Source organism: Acholeplasma oculi, assembly GCF_900166985.1.
GTDB classification, from domain to species: domain Bacteria; phylum Bacillota_I; class Bacilli_A; order Acholeplasmatales; family Acholeplasmataceae; genus Acholeplasma; species Acholeplasma oculi.
Genome location: NZ_FUZK01000001.1, coordinates 650,046 through 669,057, shown reverse-complemented (window position 1 = coordinate 669,057; position 19,012 = coordinate 650,046). Strand labels below are relative to the sequence as shown.

Below are 19,012 nucleotides of genomic sequence, written 5' to 3'. Positions count from 1 at the left end.
TTAGAAAGAAAGGAAAGAGAAAATGAAGAAAATTTTAATGAGTATGATGGTTGTCATGTTGTTATTTATGGCTGCTTGTACACCGGCTCCTGTAGAAGAAGAACCTATAGAAGAACCCATCGAAGAAAATCCAGATGAGGTTTCATTTAATGAAAGAATGAGTTTTCTTGAAGATAATAATTTTGAACTAGAAATCAAAATTACAGATCATCAAGATTTAGATGATACGATTGTCATGATGTATTTTGATGGTACAACGATTCAATATGTCGACGGATCATATGAAGCATATTATGATATATCAGCAGAACAAGCAAAACTATACGAGAAAAAAGGTGATACCTTTGAAGTTAAAAACATGAATTTTAACCAAAGTGGATTACTATTCTATGGATTTGAGTTTGACATGTTCTCAAAAATTAATGTAGATCAGTTTGTTTTAAAACAAAATCAATATGAAAATTTAGATTCATTTATAGCCTTAGGCGATGGTATAACAGATATCAATAATTTAGCAGTTTATTTTAATGAAGCAAATTTAGATAGAATCGTATTTGATATACATGTTGGAGAAGTTATTTATCTAGTGACGCTTACTATTAAGGAAGTAGGACAAGTGAATCTTGTCTTACCTGTATAGGAGGAATAAACATGAAAAAATTAATGATTACACTCTTTTTAGCAATGATGTTTGTTTTACTTGCAACGCCAAATGCACATGGTGCAAGTGATTTTAGATTTGTAAATGAGACTAGAGAACGTCGATTTGTAGAAGGTATAGAGCATATCGCTGTTAAGGGTCAATTAACATACAATGGAGAAACAAAGAGTCAGCATTATAATTATTTAGGTGTAAATACACAGACTACAGACTACAACATCGTTACTGTTGATAATTATCAACCATTCGCATGGGGTATGTCTAATCTTTTAGTTCAAATAGATACAGCTAAACAAAGATTTCCTCACCTAGATTTTGTTGGTGGTGTGAATGGTGATTTCTATGATATTAATAATACTGGTCGTGCAAATCAAACACATATCGTCAATTTTGAAGTTATACTCAGAGGTTCAACAGGTAGTTCTCGTACAGCAGTTGGATTTACAGATGATGGAGATATGATTTATGGAACACCTTCATACTTAGGACAACATATTAATATCTTAAATGAATACCGTGAACTTAAAATGAGAATTAAAGTGAACCGTATCAATGCACTTCCTCAAAATGATTTAGAAGTTTCTATCTATCATGATAACGTTGTTAGTGAAATTCCTGATGGATATCATAAAGTGGTTGTTAAAGCATCAGATATTAAAAAAGATGCCAATGATAATAGAAACTATTCAAAAGGTGTAATGGAATCTAGAACCACAGAACCCGTTACAGTTTCTGAACGTTATTTTGTATTAGTTGGTAAAATGTTCCAGGACGAAAATTTAATTACCGATAAGGATACTATTTTAGTGCAAGAATTATTGGGCAATGGTTTTGAAAATGCAAGATTTTCTATGGGAGCAGGACAAATGTTAGTCCAAAATGGAAACGTACTTCATGATCAATTTGAGAGTTTACCATCTACAAACATGGCACATTTTAGACATCCAAGAACTGCTATCGGTCAAAAATCTGATGGTACAATATTCTTCCTTGTAGTTGATGGAAGAGATATTTTAGCAGGTAAAAATGGCGTTAAGTATAGTGAACTTGGAGAACTTATGAAAATGCATGGTGCAGTGGTAGCATTCAACTTAGACGGTGGTGGTTCATCAACCATGGTCTTAAGAAATGAAGAATCTGGAGAATATGATGTATTAAACACATTATCTGATGGAAGAATTCGTTCTGTTTCAAATGGGTTAATTTTTGCAAAAGGTGATTTAGAACCAGTATTTGTTCAAATTCCTTATCCTGATACAAGAACTCCATATGATGCACCAACTGGTTTATATATGGATGAATCAGGAATATTCCATTTCCTTGGTAATGATGAAAATAAACATTATACTTTAAAAATAAATGGAAAAGAAATGTATCTTACAAAAGAAACACTACCATTATTGCTTGCACCAGGTCAATATGAAATTGAAGTTAGAGTTAAAGGAAATGAAACATATAGCACATCCGCATATAGTGAAACATATACTTATAATGTACATAAAGCTGATGTTCAAAGAATATTAGATTTAATGCGTCAAATGGCAAGCGGAAGTTGAGGTTTTTATGAATTATAAAAAAATGGATTCAAATGATTTCTTAGCGTTAACCTCTATTGTAGGTAAAGAACGTATATTTATTAAGGATCAAATTGATGAAAAGTATAGCCATGATCAATTAGGTACTGCAGTCTCTTATCCGGAAGCACATATTCAAGTCAAAGATAAACACGAAGTATCTAAAATTATGAAGTATGCATATCAAGAAAATATCCCTGTTACAGTTCGAGGCGCAGGAACTGGTTTAGTAGGTGGTTCTGTTGCTGTAATGGGTGGTATTCTTTTAGATATGTCACTGATGAATCAAATAATTGAATTAGATAAAATTAATCTCACACTCACTGTAGAACCGGGCGTTAAATTATTTGAAATTTATGAATGTGTAGAAAAAGAAGGATTATTCTACGCACCAGACCCAGGTGAAAAAAGAGCATCAATTGGTGGAAATATTTCTACGAATGCAGGTGGTATGAGAGCAATCAAATATGGTACTACAAGAGAATGGGTTCGTGCACTTGAAGTTGTAACACCTAAGGGTGAACTCTTAAGATTTGGTAGTAAGGTTGTTAAAAACTCTACAGGTTATGGTCTAAAAGATTTAATAATCGGTAGTGAAGGAACATTAGGTATTATCGTATCTGCTACATTAAAACTGATTCCAAAACCTAAATTTACCAAAAGTATGTTAGTAGCTTTTGCTAATCGAGAAGATGCGATTCAAGCATCACCTCGATTAATTAAAGACTATGTTCTACCAACAGCAGTTGAATTCTTTGAAAAACAATCACTAGAATATAATGAGGCATTCTTTGGAACAACAATTGAAAATGGAAGTTTCAATGCGTATTTATTACTGAGTTATGATTCTAATGATGAAGAGTCATTAGATAAGGATTTAGAACATGTTAAAAAGTTAGTTTTAAATCAATATGGAGCACTAGATGCATTCATTATAGATCCAAGTAGTAAACGTAGTAATGTTTGGAATATTCGTGGTGGATTCTTAGAAGCGATTAAAGCATCAAGTGATTTTGTAGATGAATGCGATGTGGTCTTACCACGTTCAGAGATTAGTGGTTTTTTATCCTATGTACGTGAAGTATCTTTAAAACTCAATGTAAGAATTCCTTACTTTGGACATATTGGTGATGGTAATCTACATATTTACTTATGTAAAGATAACGCATCAGATGAAGTTTGGCATGAACGTGTAACAAAAGGTTTTGAGATGTTATACCAAAAAGCATTTGAACTAGGTGGTCTAGTTTCAGGTGAACATGGTATTGGTATTGCAAAGAAGATGTATATGCAAAAATTACTAGGTGATGAACAAATGCTCTTAATGCAAGGTATTAAGAAAGTATTCGATCCTAAGATGATTTTAAATCCTAAAAAGATTGTTTAACATAATATACCAAACAAAAAGCCTATTAAAAATAAAACCGTTTACACTCATGATATAATATAGAAGAAATAGATAAGTGATGAGGTGTGTGAAGTCAATGAGTGTAATGCTAAATATGCTTAAAAATAAAGAAGCACTTAGTATGGCCGAGAGAATTGTTTTAGATTACTTGATAGAAAATAAGACAATCCTGAAGGATTTTAGTGTTGAAAAAATTGCGGAAGCTGCTTATACATCACCCGCATCTGTTGTTAGAATGTGTAAGAAGCTAGGATATAAAGGGTTTAAAGATTTTAAAATTGATTTTATTTTAGCAAATTCAAAAGTAGAAATACCCGAGACCTCTGAATATACAGATATTATTTTGATTAAAGATCAAAATAGTGGTAAAAAAGCAATCGAAAATAATATTAGAGCATTAGAAGAAACGATAAAACTATATGATGAAAAAACCTATACTAAAGCAGCATCCTTAATTATGAATGCTAGAAAGATATTAATCTTTGGTAAGGGATCGAGTTACTTAGTTTGTAAAGACTTAGAAATGAAGCTTAGAAGAATCAATAAATTTTGTATCGCACAAGGCGAATCCCATGATCAATTAGTCGATGCATCATTTATCAACAGTAAGGATGTTGTCATATTTGTTTCTAACTCGGGTAAAACAAAAGAAATCGTTTCTGCTGCTTTACTTGCTAAAGAAAACAAAACACCAATTATTGCGGTTACAAGAATTGGTTCAAGTATTTTAGCAGATATTTCAGATGTTGTGCTTTATACATCTGCATTAGAATCTGAGTTTAGAAGTGCGGCAATGACTTCAAGAATTTCTCAAATGTCAGTCATAGATGCACTTTATGCAAAATGTGCATATACAGATATTGACAGATCCATTCAAGCACTAGAAACAACCTATCGAACATTTAAAAAATTTAAGAGATAGTACAACTAAAGAACGTAGTGATACGTTCTTTTTTTGACAATTTTTTTCTATTTATGAAAGAAACAAACAAAAGATAAGCGCTTTCATCGATATGAAAAAAAATCATATATAATGAATTCGTATTAAACTTAGTGAGGGAAAATCATGAACACATCTAAGTTGGCTTGTGGAATCATGAGTGGTACATCTTTAGATGGTATTGATGTTGCAATAGCATCTATATCGGGTAGTGGATTAGAAACGAAGATTGAATTTATATCGGGTAAAACATATCCATATCCACGTGCAATTTATGAGAAAGTTAAACTAGCAATTGAAGATAAATTAAGTATAAGAGACCTATCCAGTCTCAATTTTGAATTAGGTAAACTATATGCGGATGTCGTTAAGGATTTATGTTCTTTAAATAAAATACAGACAAGCTCATTATCGTTTATTGCTTCCCATGGACAAACCATTTATCACCAAGCATATGGGGATGAATCAAGAGCTCCATCTACACTACAAATTGGACACGGTTCGGTTATTTCTAATCTCACTCAAACCACGGTCGTATCAGACTTTAGGGTTGCAGATATGATTGCAGGTGGTCAGGGTGCACCTTTAGTACCATTTGTGGATTATTGTTTATTTTCTGATCCGAATAAAAATAGAATTCTTCAAAATATTGGTGGTATTTCAAATATAACCTTTTTATCTAAATCACTTAAAAAAGAAGATGTCTTAGCATTTGATACAGGTCCTGGAAATATGATGATAAATCGTGCGATGGAAATATGTTATCAACTACCTTATGATGAATCTGGAAAAATTGCAAGAACAGGTAAAAATATTGAGGCATTATATAACGAAGTGATGCAACATCCATATTTTTTATTATTACCACCAAAATCTACAGGTAGAGAATCATTTGGAGTGGAATATACAGATCAACTGATTAGAAAATATGCATTTGAAAAACATGAAGATATCGTACATACATTCACACGTATTACAGCTGATAGTATCACTTCATCCATAAAAGATTTTGTTTTAAAGAAATCATCTGTGGATGAATTAATTATTTCAGGTGGTGGTGTTCATAATAAATTTTTGGTGGAGTTAATATCCAAAGGATTACCGGGTATTAAAGTATTGTCCACGGATGATATCAATTTCTCAAGTGATTTTAAAGAAGCGTTAGCATTTATTATATTAGGCAATCAAACATTATTAGGATTAACATCCAACTTAAAAGAAGCAACAGGCGCAGTAAAAAACGTTATATTAGGAACTGTTTCCTACTATACATAAAAGAGGTATATTATGTCAGTAAAAACTAAAATCACCGTCATCGGAGCAGGCTCAAGTTATACACCTGAAGTCATTGGAAAAATCATTGACTATCAGCATACGCTTAAAGTTGATGAGATATCCCTACTCGATTTAGAAGATAATCTAGATAGATTAAAAATCATTCATCAATATAGTCAGCGTATGATTGAAGCTAATAACGAGACCATTAGAATTTCATATACCCTAGATAGAAAAGAAGCATTAGAAGATGCAACATTTGTTTTAATTCAAATTAGAGTAGGTAAAATGGAAGCTAGAATATTTGATGAAACCATACCATCACTCTATGGACTATTAGGTCATGAAACAATCGGTATTGGTGGAATGTTTAATGCATTAAGAACTGTACCAGTTATTTATGAAATTATTGAGGATGTTAAAAAATATGCCCCTAAGGCTTGGGTCATTAATGTTTCAAACCCATCAGGTATTATTGCTGAGGCAGTATACCGATTCTCAGAATTTGACCGTTTCATAGGCATTTCAAGTGATCCGAATCAAGCAACCAAAACACTTCAACAAAAACTGAATGCTTCCCCAGGGGAAGTCGTTCCTTATTTTGCAGGACTGAATGACTTATCATTTATCTTAAAGGTCTATCACCATGGTAAAGATAAACTTGATAGTTTAATTGAAGAAGGTTATAGCCCTTATAAAGAAGGTATGGAATCTTTAATATTTAAAGATATGCGATTATTCTCACATCCGAATTTAAGATATTACTATCATCATGATGAAATGCTTAAAGCGTATTTAGACGATATGAAAAAAGGATCCATTCGAGCTAAAGAGGTCGTTTCAATTGAACAACAATTGTTTGAAAAGTTTAAAGATGAAAAAACGATTGATTTACCTAAAAATATGGATCAAAGACTTGGTAGAAATTATGCAGATACAGCTATAGGTATTATGGATGCAATTAAGAATAATACGAAAGCCTATCATGTTATTAATACAGTTAACCGTGGTCATATCTTAGGTATTCCTGATGAATGTGCAATAGAAATTACAAGTCGAATGACGAACCGTGGACCGATTCCTGTTCATATTGGTGAGTTACCATTACAAGTTAGAGGAATTATTCAACATTTAAAAGCATATGAAGAATTATTATGTGATGCAATATATGAAAGAGATTTAGATAAAGCATTACTAGCAATACAAACACATCCACTTTCTAGATCATTTAATCAAAATAAAGTGACATTTAAAAAATTAGTAGAAGCACATGAAAAACATTTAACTTATTACAGGAAGGATTCATAAATGAAATTATTTAAGTATCATACAAAAGAACCAATGACATACTATGAAACAACCAATCAAATAGAAATACCGGATACGTATCAACAAAAAGATGTTCGTGCTTTTTGGGTATCTAATGTATTAAATATTGATTTACCAACTGTTAATGATCCGACATACAAAGAAAAAGTTATTGAAATGTTAGATACAGCACTAGCTTATCAAATAAATGCAATATTCTTTCAAGTTCGTACTACAAACGATGCATTCTACCAATCTAAATTAAACCCTTATTCAAGATTTCTAACAGGAAGTGAAGGAAAAGCACCTTCTTTTGATGCATTGAAATTTGTTATTGATGAAGCAAAAATTAGAAACATTGAAATTCATGCATGGTGTAATCCATACCGTGTCAGTATGAAAAATGGTTTATCAAAGATGGAATATTTAGAGACATGCGATGATTTAAATTTTGCTAAAAAACATCCAGAATTTGTTATTACAGATAAAAATGGTCAACTCATATTAAATCCGATGAAAGAAGAAGTTAAATCATTTATTGTAGAATCCATGAAAGAAATACTTGAAAATTATGATGTTTCAGGTATACACTTTGATGATTATTTTTATCCATATGCTGGATTAAGTGAAACAGACAATGACTTAATGGACTTTGAAAATAGAGCAGATAAATCGCTTGATTTGGATGCGTTTAGAAGATTTCATATTACAGATGTGATTGATCAAACAAATCAAATGATGAAAACACATTTTCCAAACAAACGTTTTGGAGTTTCACCATTTGGAATATGGAAAGTTAAAGAAAGTGATCCATTAGGATCTAATGTATCACCTAAATGCAGTCAATCATTTGATAATCAATATGCGGATAGCTATGATTGGGTTAAAAGAGGATTAATTGATTATATTGTTCCACAACTTTATTGGGATTTTGAACATCCATTAGCACCATACGGAGATTTATTATTATGGTGGGTAGACCTTTGTAAAGATAGTTCTGTTGATTTATATATCGGACATGGTGCTTATAGATTAGGTGAAAAAGGTGGATATGAAAACAAATTTGAAGTTGTTAATCAATTGAAATTTGCTAATCAGTTTGAAACCGTTAAAGGAAACATTTTCTTTACATATAAAACATTTATTGAAAAAGATAAATATGAAAAAGGAATGGACGAAGTTAAAAAATTATTAAACCAAGAGAGGAAATAAGGATGAAAAAATTAATTACATTATTATTTTTATTATTCATGACGATCACCCTTATCCCGCAGAATGAAACACATGCTTTACCTGTAGGAGAAGTTATTGGAGATAAAGGAGAATTACGAGCTACCTGGATTTCTCACTTCATTGGTAGTATGCCAGCATACAGCAATGAAGCAACATTTAAAACACAAGCTCAATCATTATTTAATACATTAGAATCTTACAAGATTAATGCAGTGATTGTGCATTTTAGAACGCACAATAATGCGTTATATGATTCTGATTTAAATCCAAGAGCATCTTGGTTTTCAGCAGTAGATTTTAATACATTTGATCCAATGGAATATTTAATTGAAGAATCTCATAAAAGAGGGATAGAATTTCATGCATGGTTAAACCCTTATCGTGTATCTACAGCTATGCAAACAGGCGTTGTACCCGCAAGCAATCCTCAAAATGATCCAGCTAATTTATTATCTTATAACGGTGCAACGATACTAAACCCTGCATTACCAGCGGTAAGAGCGTTTGTTGTTGAAACAATTGAAGAAATATTAGAACGATATGATGTGGATGCCATACATTTTGATGATTATTTTTATATGAATTTAGGAACCAATGGTGGGAACATTATTTCTGAACCCGATCAAGCTCAGTTTTTAGCAAATCCTATGGGATTTCCAAACACAAATGCTGGTAAAGCAAATTGGAGAAGAGAACAAATTAATTTATTTATTGAATCCGTAGATGCTGCAATTGATGCATTTAACACCAATAATGATCGATATGTTCAATTTGGTATTTCACCTACTGGTATTTATAAAAACGGTGATGGCGTTGTCACTTATGATCAAAATGGTCATGCAATTACAACAGGGTCTAACACAACAGGACAAACACACTATTCATCTTATTTATTTGCAGATAGTTTAGAGTGGATTAATCAAGGTTGGTTAGATTATATTATGCCTCAAAGTTATTGGGCAATTACACACCCTGCAGCAGGTTATCACAATGTTATGGGGTGGTGGGATAAGGTAGTTAAATATTTACCAGTTAACCTTTACTCAGGTATTGGCGTTTATATGGCAAATAGTTCAACTGAAACCTATAGTTGGAAAACAGATAATTTAGAATTTGTTAAACAATTGAACTTTTTAGATACACTTGAAAATACGCAAGGATTCAGTATTTATAGTTATAACTTTGTAAGAGATGCATATTTTAATAGTAATTCAATGGCGACCACGCAAATGAATCAAGCAAAAACAGCGCATTTAACAGATTATGCGGTTTTGCCTGAATTAAAAAGTATGGATCCTGTGAGATTACCTGCTGTTTCTAATGTAAATTACGAAGCATCATCAGGTACACTTTCATTTGATGCACAAGCAGATGCGAAGTTTTATTATATTTACCGTTCAACCAATCCATTAACCTATGAATCCAGTGAAATCATTGATGTTATTTCAAATGATGGAAATGCAGTTATCAATTGGTTAAATGACAACCAAAATTCATACTATTTTGGTGTAAGAGCATTATCCAATACCAATCATTTAAGTCCAGCATTTGAAAGTGATGTCGATAGTCCAACCATGACGATTGATGGTGATTTTGATGGTATTAAGTTTACATCAGGTGTGACATTATCATTTTCTGCAACCAATCCAGTTTATTATAGTTTAAATGGTGAAACTTGGAATTTATACACAGAACCTTTAACATTTAACTCAAATGGTAGTTATACTGTACTATATAAAGCAGTCGATCAAAATCAAAATGAATCCAATATCTATTCAGTAAGTTTTACAACTGCTATAGTAAATAACTCTGTTCCAACAATTAATGTGACAGGTACCTTATCAGGTACTAGTTATTTATCACCTGCAACTGTTACAATCACTGCACCTTCAAATGAAATTTGGGTAAGAATTAACCGTGGCAGTGTGGGACCTTGGGAACTTTATGAAGGGCCGATTGAATTAACCGCTGCTGGTAACTATGCTGTATTTGCAAAAACAGTCGACCCAGGTGGTGTGGAATCCGAAATTGTTCAAAGAAACTTAACGATTACAACATTATTTGATGATCCAGTATTAGAATTTGCAGGGGATGGAATAGATCCTTATTACAAATGGATTGAAATTACATTAGACTTTGACCCATCAGCACCTCAACCAAGATACCGTATGAATGGTGGTGCATGGCAAACCTATACTGAACCGATGTTATTTGAACAACCAGGTAACTTCTTAATTGAATATAGAAATGGTTCAACTCAACCTATTTTTTCTAAATCATTTGTTATAGTTGAAGACCCAGAAGATCCAATTATTTCGATTGAAGGTACTCAAGAAGGGTTATTCTTTATCGATGAGACAACGCTAACAATTTTAAAACAAGATGAATTTGATACAATTTCTTACAGAATTCATAATGGAACGAATTGGACAAATTGGTTAACATATGATGCACCACTTCAATTTAATCAAAATAGAGATTTTACAATTGAATATAAAGCAATCAATCGTGCAGGTATTGAAACAGAAGTATCGGATGTTAGAATTCGTGTAAGAATTCCTGCGGTTGAAGATAATCCTTTTGTTATTAGAAATGGTGAAAATGTATATTACTACAATACAACAACACCGGTTGCACTTCCTACGACTTATGCAGAAAAGACAGAAGAAGTTCGTGCAGTTTGGGTAGCAACGGTTTCTAATATTGATATTGCACTATACCAAAACGAAGCACAATATAAAGGCTTAATTGATAATATGTTAAATCGATTAGAAGCTTTAAACTTTAACACATTATTCTTCCAAACAAGACCAATGAATGATGCATTCTATCCTTCTGAGTTTGCTCCAATATCTAGATTCTTGTCAGGCACTGAAGGTACTTCAGTTGATTTTGATGTGTTTGAATACTTAATCATAGAAGCACATAAACGTGGAATTGAAGTACATGCTTGGTTAAATCCTTACCGTGTAGCCAGTGGTACAGGAAGTAAGGAATCACAACTTGCATTACTTCATGACAGTAATTTTGCTAAACAAAATCCAGATTATGTAATTCAAGATAGTAATGGTGCACTCATATTAAATCCTGGTATACCAGAAGTTAGAGATTATCTATATGATGTTATTGATGAATTAATGACAAATTACAGAGTGGATGGCGTTCACTTTGATGATTATTTCTATAGTTATAATGGTACGCCCAATGCAGAAGACCAATTTGCATTTGAAAACTACAATCCAAACGGTTTATCCTTAGATGATTGGAGACGTTCTAATGTGAATACATTAGTAGAAACGATTTTTAATCAAGTAGAAACATTTAATGAAGCAAATGATATGCATGTAAAATTTGGTATTTCTCCATTTGGAATTTGGAGAAATAAAACAAGTGATCCACTAGGTTCTAACTCTCAAGGACTACAAAGTTACTCTGCTCAATATGCAGATACGAGACTTTGGGTAAAAGAGGGTTGGTTACACTATATTATGCCTCAACTTTACTGGCCATTTAATCACTCAACAGCAAGATTTGCTGATTTAGTGGATTGGTGGGTTGATGTGGTTAAGGATACTTCCGTTGATTTAATTGTGGGTCAAGGTTTTTATCGATACGCAGAATCCAGCAACAACTGGCCAGATGAATCTGAGTTTTTAGAACAACTCAGATATATGTCACAATACAGCGAAATTATTGGTAGTTCTGTGTTTTCTTATAAGACATTAAATTCAAATCACACATTAGTAACGCAAGCACTTGAAAGATTAAGTCAACATTACTGGACAAAAGATGTCACACATCCATGGGAAACACATATGCATGATGATCCAAATCCGGAACCAGAGCCTGAACCAGAGCCAGAACCAGAACCAGAAGCTCCAGCACAAAATTTTAATATGATCATCATTATCAGTGCAGTCGCAGGAACAATATTAGCGATGAGTGGAATTATCTTTGTCATCGTTAAGAAGAGACCATAGTTTCATGAAAAGAATTAGAGATTTATTACAAACTGCAATCATGGATTCTAGATTTCCAGGTTGTCATTATGCAATTGTCACAAAAGATAATGTAATGGTTGATTATATTGGATACAAGTCTTTGTCTCCAACAAAAGAACCTTTAAAAGGTAATGAAATATATGATATTGCATCATTAACTAAGGTGATTGCAACCACATCAACGATCATGAAGTTAATTGAGGAAGGTGTCATTACCTTAGACCAAAAAGTTTCAACGTTACTACCTAGATTTAAGCATCTTCATATTTCGATCAAGCACTTACTTACACATCAGTCTGGTTTACCAGCTGATGTGAAAGGTGCATCGAAGATTCCAGATGAAACATCGTTATTTAATATTATTTATGATATGGACTTAATTTATGAAACAACAAAAGATGTTGTTTATTCTGATATTGGATTTATTTTATTAGGAAAAATTATAGAAACTGTCACAAATAAACGATTAGATCAAGTGGTTACTGAAAAAGTACTTAAACCATTAAAAATGACTGATACAAGTTATCAACCATCAGTTGATCGAACAGCACCTACAGAATTTAGAGATGATTTAGTTTTTAAAGGATTGTTAAAGGGTCAAGTTCATGATGAAAAAGCATTTTTATTAAATGGACTTGCAGGTCATGCTGGATTATTTTCAACTGCATTTGACATTGGTAAATTCATCAAAGCAATACTCAATGATGAATTTATATTATCACCTGAAATGACTCGAATGTTGTTTGAACCACAAATAACAACCGATCATGGTGGTGTATATGTTTGTAGAACATTAGGCTGGTTAAAACCTTATCGTAAAGGATTTGCTGGTGATGAACATGATTTTTTTGAAACTATAGGACATACAGGATTTACAGGATGTCATATGTTTATAGACAAAAAGAACGGTGTTGGGTTTGTTTTATTAAGTAATGCCGTACACCCTAAGAGAGAATTAAACGGTATCATTGGTTTACGTAATGAAATTGGTAATTTAGTTTATCAAATAACGGAGGATTTATAGGATGAGAAAAATATTTGTTTCACTTTTGATGCTCATGACAATTATGACTGTTGCTGCTTGTACAGATGCGGTTGCCTTAACGTTAACAGTATCTGATACAGAAGTATCAATCAAAGAGGGTGAAACGTTCCAACTTGAAGTTGAAACGAATGATCCAGAAGGTTATGTGTTTGAACTTTCAAATTCAAATGTTGCAAGTATTAGTGATGAAGGTTTAATCACGGGCTTATTACATGGTACAGTTGAATTAAGTGTTATCAGTCAATCAGATGAAAATTTATTTGAAACTGTAACCATTACTGTGACAAAAGATGTCACAATTGATGTTGCAGAAGTTCATGATGTTTTGTGGGTTGGTTTAACCATTGAACTTGAAGTTACATCAAATGATACTTATCAAATGAGTTCAAGTAATGAGCAAATTGCAACCGTTTCAAATGATGGTTTGGTTACGGGTGTTTCTAGTGGAGAAGTAACGATTACTGTTACATCTGTTTTAGACAGTAATGTTAAAAAATCGATTACTTTAACAGTATATGATCAAGTACAATCCATTGTATTATCAGGTAGTGCAAAGGAAAATGTTGGTACGTCTAGAAAACTTACAGTGAACCTTTTACCAACAATAACACCTCCACTTTTAAACTGGAGCGTCAGTGATCAAGATATTGCAACAATTGATGATGAAGGTAACCTATCATTTCTTAAAGAAGGTGTAGTTACTGTAACTGCAACTTCAGTGACAAACGATGAAGTTACATCATCATATGAAATTGAAGTATTCAACGAAGTTGTAATTGATGCATCTAAAGGTAGTGGTGATGAAGTTACAATTGATGGACTCACATTTAAATTTGGTGAAAGATTATTTGCAAATACAGAAGCATTAGCAGATGCTTTAAGTGAAGGATTAACTGTCAAATTATATGATGGTACATATGATCAAGCTATAGAAATCAATGATGCATCCATTCAATTTATTGGCATGACAGAAGCAGTTAGATGGACTAAAAAAATAACTGTGGATGCAGAAAATATTAAGATTGATAATATTTTATTTACAGAATTAGGATCCATTGAAGCAACAGATCTTGCGAGTGGATTAATCATTACAAAATCTAGTTTTGAGAATTTAAATACTGAAGTGGATGCTGCAATTAAAATCCAACAAGCAAGTCATGTAACTATCACTGAAAATATATTTACAAATGTTAAACAAGCAATCTCAATTTTAGATATTAAAGAAGGACTTCAACTCTTATCTAAGAATATTATTTATGGTGTTGAGGATGCAATTTATGTTGAAGGTTCAACGTATGATTCAACAGCAAAATTACATGTATTAAGAAATGATGTAACGGATGCACTTCGTCCAATAACTGTATTACTAAAAGATGATATGGAGGCCATTGTTCGTTTCAATGCATTTAATGATTATGAAACGTTTGCTGCTAAATCTAATGTAGTATCTGATGTAGATTTTACTTTAAACTATTGGGGTAGTGAAACATTAGATTTAAATGATTTTATTGACATTGAAGAACGTATGTTACTTGGAAATTATGCGACTAAACAAGCAATTATTCTAGAAAAAGATTATGATCCAGAAATTCCGGTCTTTGTCTTTATTACAAGTCAAATTGATGCCCTTCAAGTCAAAGAAAATCAATTGATTCAATTTGAATATTTACCATATGAATTAAACAATGCTAGATTCCGTTTCATTACGGATGATAGTGAAGTCTTAATGATTGAACAAACAGGCATGTTGATACCTAAACGAAGTGGTTCTGCAACAATTACTGTGAGAAGTTCTCGTGCAAGTAGTGTTCAAGCATCTATTTTAATTGAAGTAACGACAGATCCAGGTATTGATTTTGTACCATCAACAAATACATCCGCATTACTTGTTGGAGACCCAATTACATTAGAAGCTACACCTTTCCCAGTTACAATAAGTGATCAAACAGTGATTTATGAATCATCAAATCCATCGATTGCAACAATTGATAGTGAAGGTGTTGTAACTTCCCTTCAAGCAGGTTCAGTTATTATAACTGCAAAACTACAAAGTGATCCACTTGTTAAATCTGAGTTTTATTTAACTTTCTATAGTTCATTAGATGAAAATAACTTATTAGATTTACTGACTCAAAATCAAGTATCATTTACAGAACACCACCGTTTCTTTGCTATTGGTAATGGATTAACTTATGAATATAGTGCATATGAAAGTGTATCGTTATTCTATTTTGATGAAATTGAAGTGAATACAACCAAAATGATTCCTGACCAGTATAAGGGTGGCCGTGTAAGACCGGGTACTAAGAAGAGTGCAATCCCTGCACCATATACATCCTATAATCCGGATAATGTCTACTGGATTACAGTCCATGACACAGCCAATACAGACCCATCCAGTAGTGCATTATCACATGCAAATTACTTATTAGGTCAAGCAATAGCAAATGGGGCACAAGTATCTTGGAATTACACAATTGATGACTATGAAATGTATCAACATATTCCTGAAGATGAAGTGACTTATCATGCAGGAGACGGATCAAATCTTGTCGGACAAGGATCTTATTTAGGTGGTGGTAATAGAAATGCGATTTCTATTGAAATGAACGTTGGTATGGGAGATGATTTATATCGTATTTGGCAACGTACTGCGAAGTTCTCTGCGCAAGCATTAGTACGTTATAACTTACCAAGAGAACATATTAAATTCCATCAACATTTCTCAGGAAAACATTGTCCAAATACCATGTTAACTGCAGGTTTGGATCCTAAATTCCAAAAAATGGCCGATGTGGAATATAAAGTTGCATCAGAGTTTTCAGATGCTGAGATTAGCTTTGTATCCAGTAATCCTGAGATTATTGATCATGCAGGACGTGTCATTCAAATGCCTGATCATGCAACCAATGTATCTTACACAATTACTGTATTGGTAAATGGTATAGAATCAAGTCGTACATTTAATGTATATATTCCAGGAACCATTCGTTAATCTGTGAAAATACTGAAAAAAATTATCAAAAGTTAAAAATATAGCGCTGTAAACTGGTCATTAAGTTGATAAAGTTGACAGCGCTTTCATTTAGGACTAAAATTGAAGTACATGTTTAAAATAAAAAGAAAAAGGGAGTAAAAAAAATGAAAAAAATTACAACATTATTATTGTTGTTATTCGCAGCACTTGTGCTTGTAGCACCTGCTTACGCTGCTGAAGAAGGCGAAATTGTTGACATCTATCCATATGATGATCCAAATGCTTTATACGGACCTTCAACACCATTCACTTTAGTGGGTGATTCTAATTGGGACGTAACATACTTAGGACGCAGATATAATATCGTTAGAGGTGGTGCACGTTTCGCAAATCTATTTACAGATGCGAATGCGGATGGTGTTTTCCAACCTACAGAGTATGGTGCTGTATCATGGAACGCATTTGCTGTAATGACAATAAACGATGGAGATTCTGATGTTGAATTAACAACAGCATCTGCTCGTACAGATATCACTTCAGTTGTTCACCGCTTATACTCATATTTTGATGAAGATGGAATTCTACAAATGTTTGAAGACCACATCTTTACTTACTATATCCATAATGACGGTGCTGACGTAACAGATAATGCAGACTGGAGATTTGCTACTGAAGCTGAAATTGATGCTTTTGATGCAGCTGAAACTCCTGCAACTGAAACACCAAACACACGTTTAACTCAGATTAGAATTATTCGTGATGATTCAGATACTGATGGTTATGTTATGGAACCTCTTGGTTACTTAACTTGGAGAAACCCAGACCTATCTGCTTTACCTGAAAATGAACAATCTCTATTATTGGATTACACACCTAACCACGTTGTAATTCCTGCTGGTTGGACTGTAGTATCATTTGGTACAAACGACCGTGGTGCTTACTCTTCAACAGACTGGATTAAACAATTCCCTTATGCAATTGCAGAAGGTAATGAAGAAGCTATGTTAGTTGAATATGATGCTCCAAAACCTGAATTTGCTGGTTTAACAGCACTTGATGATGATGGCGCTTCAGCTGGTGTTCAAATGATCGTTGAATTCCAAGAAGAAGGATTTGATTTAGCAAATACTGTTTCTGTTTCTTGGATTGATATGTTTGATGATACAACTGGTTTAATCATTAACCAAACTAAGAAATTAAGTTATAAAGTTGAGATTTTCCAAGATGATGTATTACTTGAAACAATTAACTTTGCTTATGACTCCGAAACAGATACATATACTCCAGATAAAGCTTTATCTGTAGTGGATTCAAGTGTATTTGGAGCAGGTTATAAAGCAGTATATTCTGCAAGTCATCCTGATGGAAAAACTACTGAAATCAATGTAGATATCGCTGTTGGTGTGTTGCCTCCAAGATTTGAAGGTGTTGCTGACAGATTCGTTGAAGAAGGTGTTTATGTAGACTTATTAGGAGCAATCACTGCTAATAACGGTTATGGTGTTGATTTAACAAACACAATCGAAATTACAGTTCCTCAAGGTTTCAATTATTATTCTCCAAAACCTGGAACATATGAAATCGACTTAGAATTTACTTATAACGTTTTTATCGCAGGTATTCCTACTGAATTAACAATCGGTACAACAACTTATGATATCGATATGACTAAAGTTAATACTGTTACAAACGTAAGCGTATTAAACTATGGACGTTTTGCAGTATTCACAGATGCAACTAAATTTAACACAGTTGGTTCTGGTTATGGTTCAGTGTTCTTAGTTGCAGCTGCTGATGGTACATTAAAAGAATGGTTTGACAGATATAACTGGAACCATATGACTTCAACTGGTGTTGTAGTTAAAGATCAAGCTCAATTTGATGCTTGGAGAACAGGTCTTACATTAGCTGAAGGTGAATTCGTGGTTGGTATGCACGGTTCAACAAATACAGCTGGTTTAAGAAACTTAGCATTTGGTCACCCAATTTCATTTGTAATGGGTACTGAAGATTTCGAAACAGATCTTGTAACTCAAGCATCTTATACATTAACAGTTGATGATAAGACAGCTCCAAGTCTATTTGTAGTAGATAAAAACTACGCAGTAGATGCTGACAAATTTACAAGTGTAAACGCTGCTATCTTAGCAAACGTTGTTGCATTTGATAACTTTGACAATCAAGCACAATTAAGTATCTATGTTTCTGCTAATGGTGGTATGACATTAACTGATGGTAAATTAACTCCTGGTACATATAATGTTGTTGTATCTGTTGATGACCGCGCTGGTAACTCATCTGATGCATCATTTACAGTTACAGTTAAACCTGCAAAACCTACTCAAGAAGAAGTAGATCAAAAAGTGGATGAAAAAGTTGACGAAGTTGAACAACAAATTCCTGTGGATGTAATTACTCCAGATGAAGTTGATGCAGCAATTGAAGCAGCTATCGAAGAAGCTTTAAAGAATCAAGAACCTGGCGTTAACGTTCTAACTGCAGTTCTTATGTCACTCGGTGCAGCATTGTTATCATTCGGTGGTGCAGCATTACTATTCTTCTTAAAGAAAAAATAAGAAAGTAGATTAAA

The 19,012-nt window shown here is 33.0% G+C and carries 11 protein-coding genes; all 11 read left to right on the top strand.

The features are described 5' to 3' along the window. Positions 1-22 precede the first annotated feature (22 nt). The 11 genes from B5X49_RS03140 (at position 23) to B5X49_RS03090 (ending at position 18,998) form a co-directional block, all read left to right on the top strand. The gene (locus B5X49_RS03140) at positions 23-640 is read left to right on the top strand and encodes a hypothetical protein (protein ID WP_045749709.1); all 618 of its coding nucleotides are present in this window, start codon (positions 23-25) and stop codon (positions 638-640) included. An 11-nt stretch (positions 641-651) separates the two neighbouring features. Continuing rightward, positions 652-2,217: a phosphodiester glycosidase family protein gene (locus tag B5X49_RS03135; RefSeq protein ID WP_045749708.1), complete on the top strand. Its 1,566-nt coding sequence runs from the start codon at positions 652-654 to the stop codon at positions 2,215-2,217. Positions 2,218-2,224: 7 nt separating this feature from the next. Continuing rightward, the gene (locus tag B5X49_RS03130) at positions 2,225-3,622 is read left to right on the top strand and encodes an FAD-binding oxidoreductase (protein WP_045749707.1); all 1,398 of its coding nucleotides are present in this window, start codon (positions 2,225-2,227) and stop codon (positions 3,620-3,622) included. A 97-nt stretch (positions 3,623-3,719) separates the two neighbouring features. After that, positions 3,720-4,565, top strand: coding sequence for a MurR/RpiR family transcriptional regulator (locus B5X49_RS03125; protein WP_045749706.1), 846 nt, complete (start codon positions 3,720-3,722; stop codon positions 4,563-4,565). A gap of 144 nt (positions 4,566-4,709) precedes the next feature. Then, complete coding sequence (gene anmK, locus B5X49_RS03120; protein WP_045749705.1) at positions 4,710-5,858, top strand: anhydro-N-acetylmuramic acid kinase AnmK; 1,149 nt, start codon at positions 4,710-4,712, stop codon at positions 5,856-5,858. Positions 5,859-5,870: 12 nt separating this feature from the next. After that, positions 5,871-7,166 carry a family 4 glycosyl hydrolase gene (locus B5X49_RS03115; protein ID WP_045749704.1) on the top strand — a complete coding sequence of 432 codons (1,296 nt, stop codon included), beginning with the start codon at positions 5,871-5,873 and terminating at the stop codon, positions 7,164-7,166. After that, positions 7,167-8,378, top strand: coding sequence for a glycoside hydrolase family 10-like protein (locus B5X49_RS03110; RefSeq protein ID WP_045749703.1), 1,212 nt, complete (start codon positions 7,167-7,169; stop codon positions 8,376-8,378). Positions 8,379-8,380: 2 nt separating this feature from the next. Next, positions 8,381-12,379, top strand: a complete 3,999-nt coding sequence (locus B5X49_RS03105; protein ID WP_052670120.1) for a glycoside hydrolase family 10-like protein — start codon at positions 8,381-8,383, stop codon at positions 12,377-12,379. Positions 12,380-12,383: 4 nt separating this feature from the next. After that, on the top strand, positions 12,384-13,424 hold the full coding sequence (locus tag B5X49_RS03100) for a serine hydrolase domain-containing protein (protein ID WP_052670119.1): 1,041 nt from the start codon (positions 12,384-12,386) through the stop codon (positions 13,422-13,424). Between the two features lies 1 nt (position 13,425). Continuing rightward, positions 13,426-16,440, top strand: coding sequence for an Ig-like domain-containing protein (locus tag B5X49_RS03095; RefSeq protein WP_045749702.1), 3,015 nt, complete (start codon positions 13,426-13,428; stop codon positions 16,438-16,440). Between the two features lie 146 nt (positions 16,441-16,586). Continuing rightward, positions 16,587-18,998: an Ig domain-containing protein gene (locus B5X49_RS03090; RefSeq protein ID WP_045749701.1), complete on the top strand. Its 2,412-nt coding sequence runs from the start codon at positions 16,587-16,589 to the stop codon at positions 18,996-18,998. Positions 18,999-19,012 lie beyond the last annotated feature (14 nt).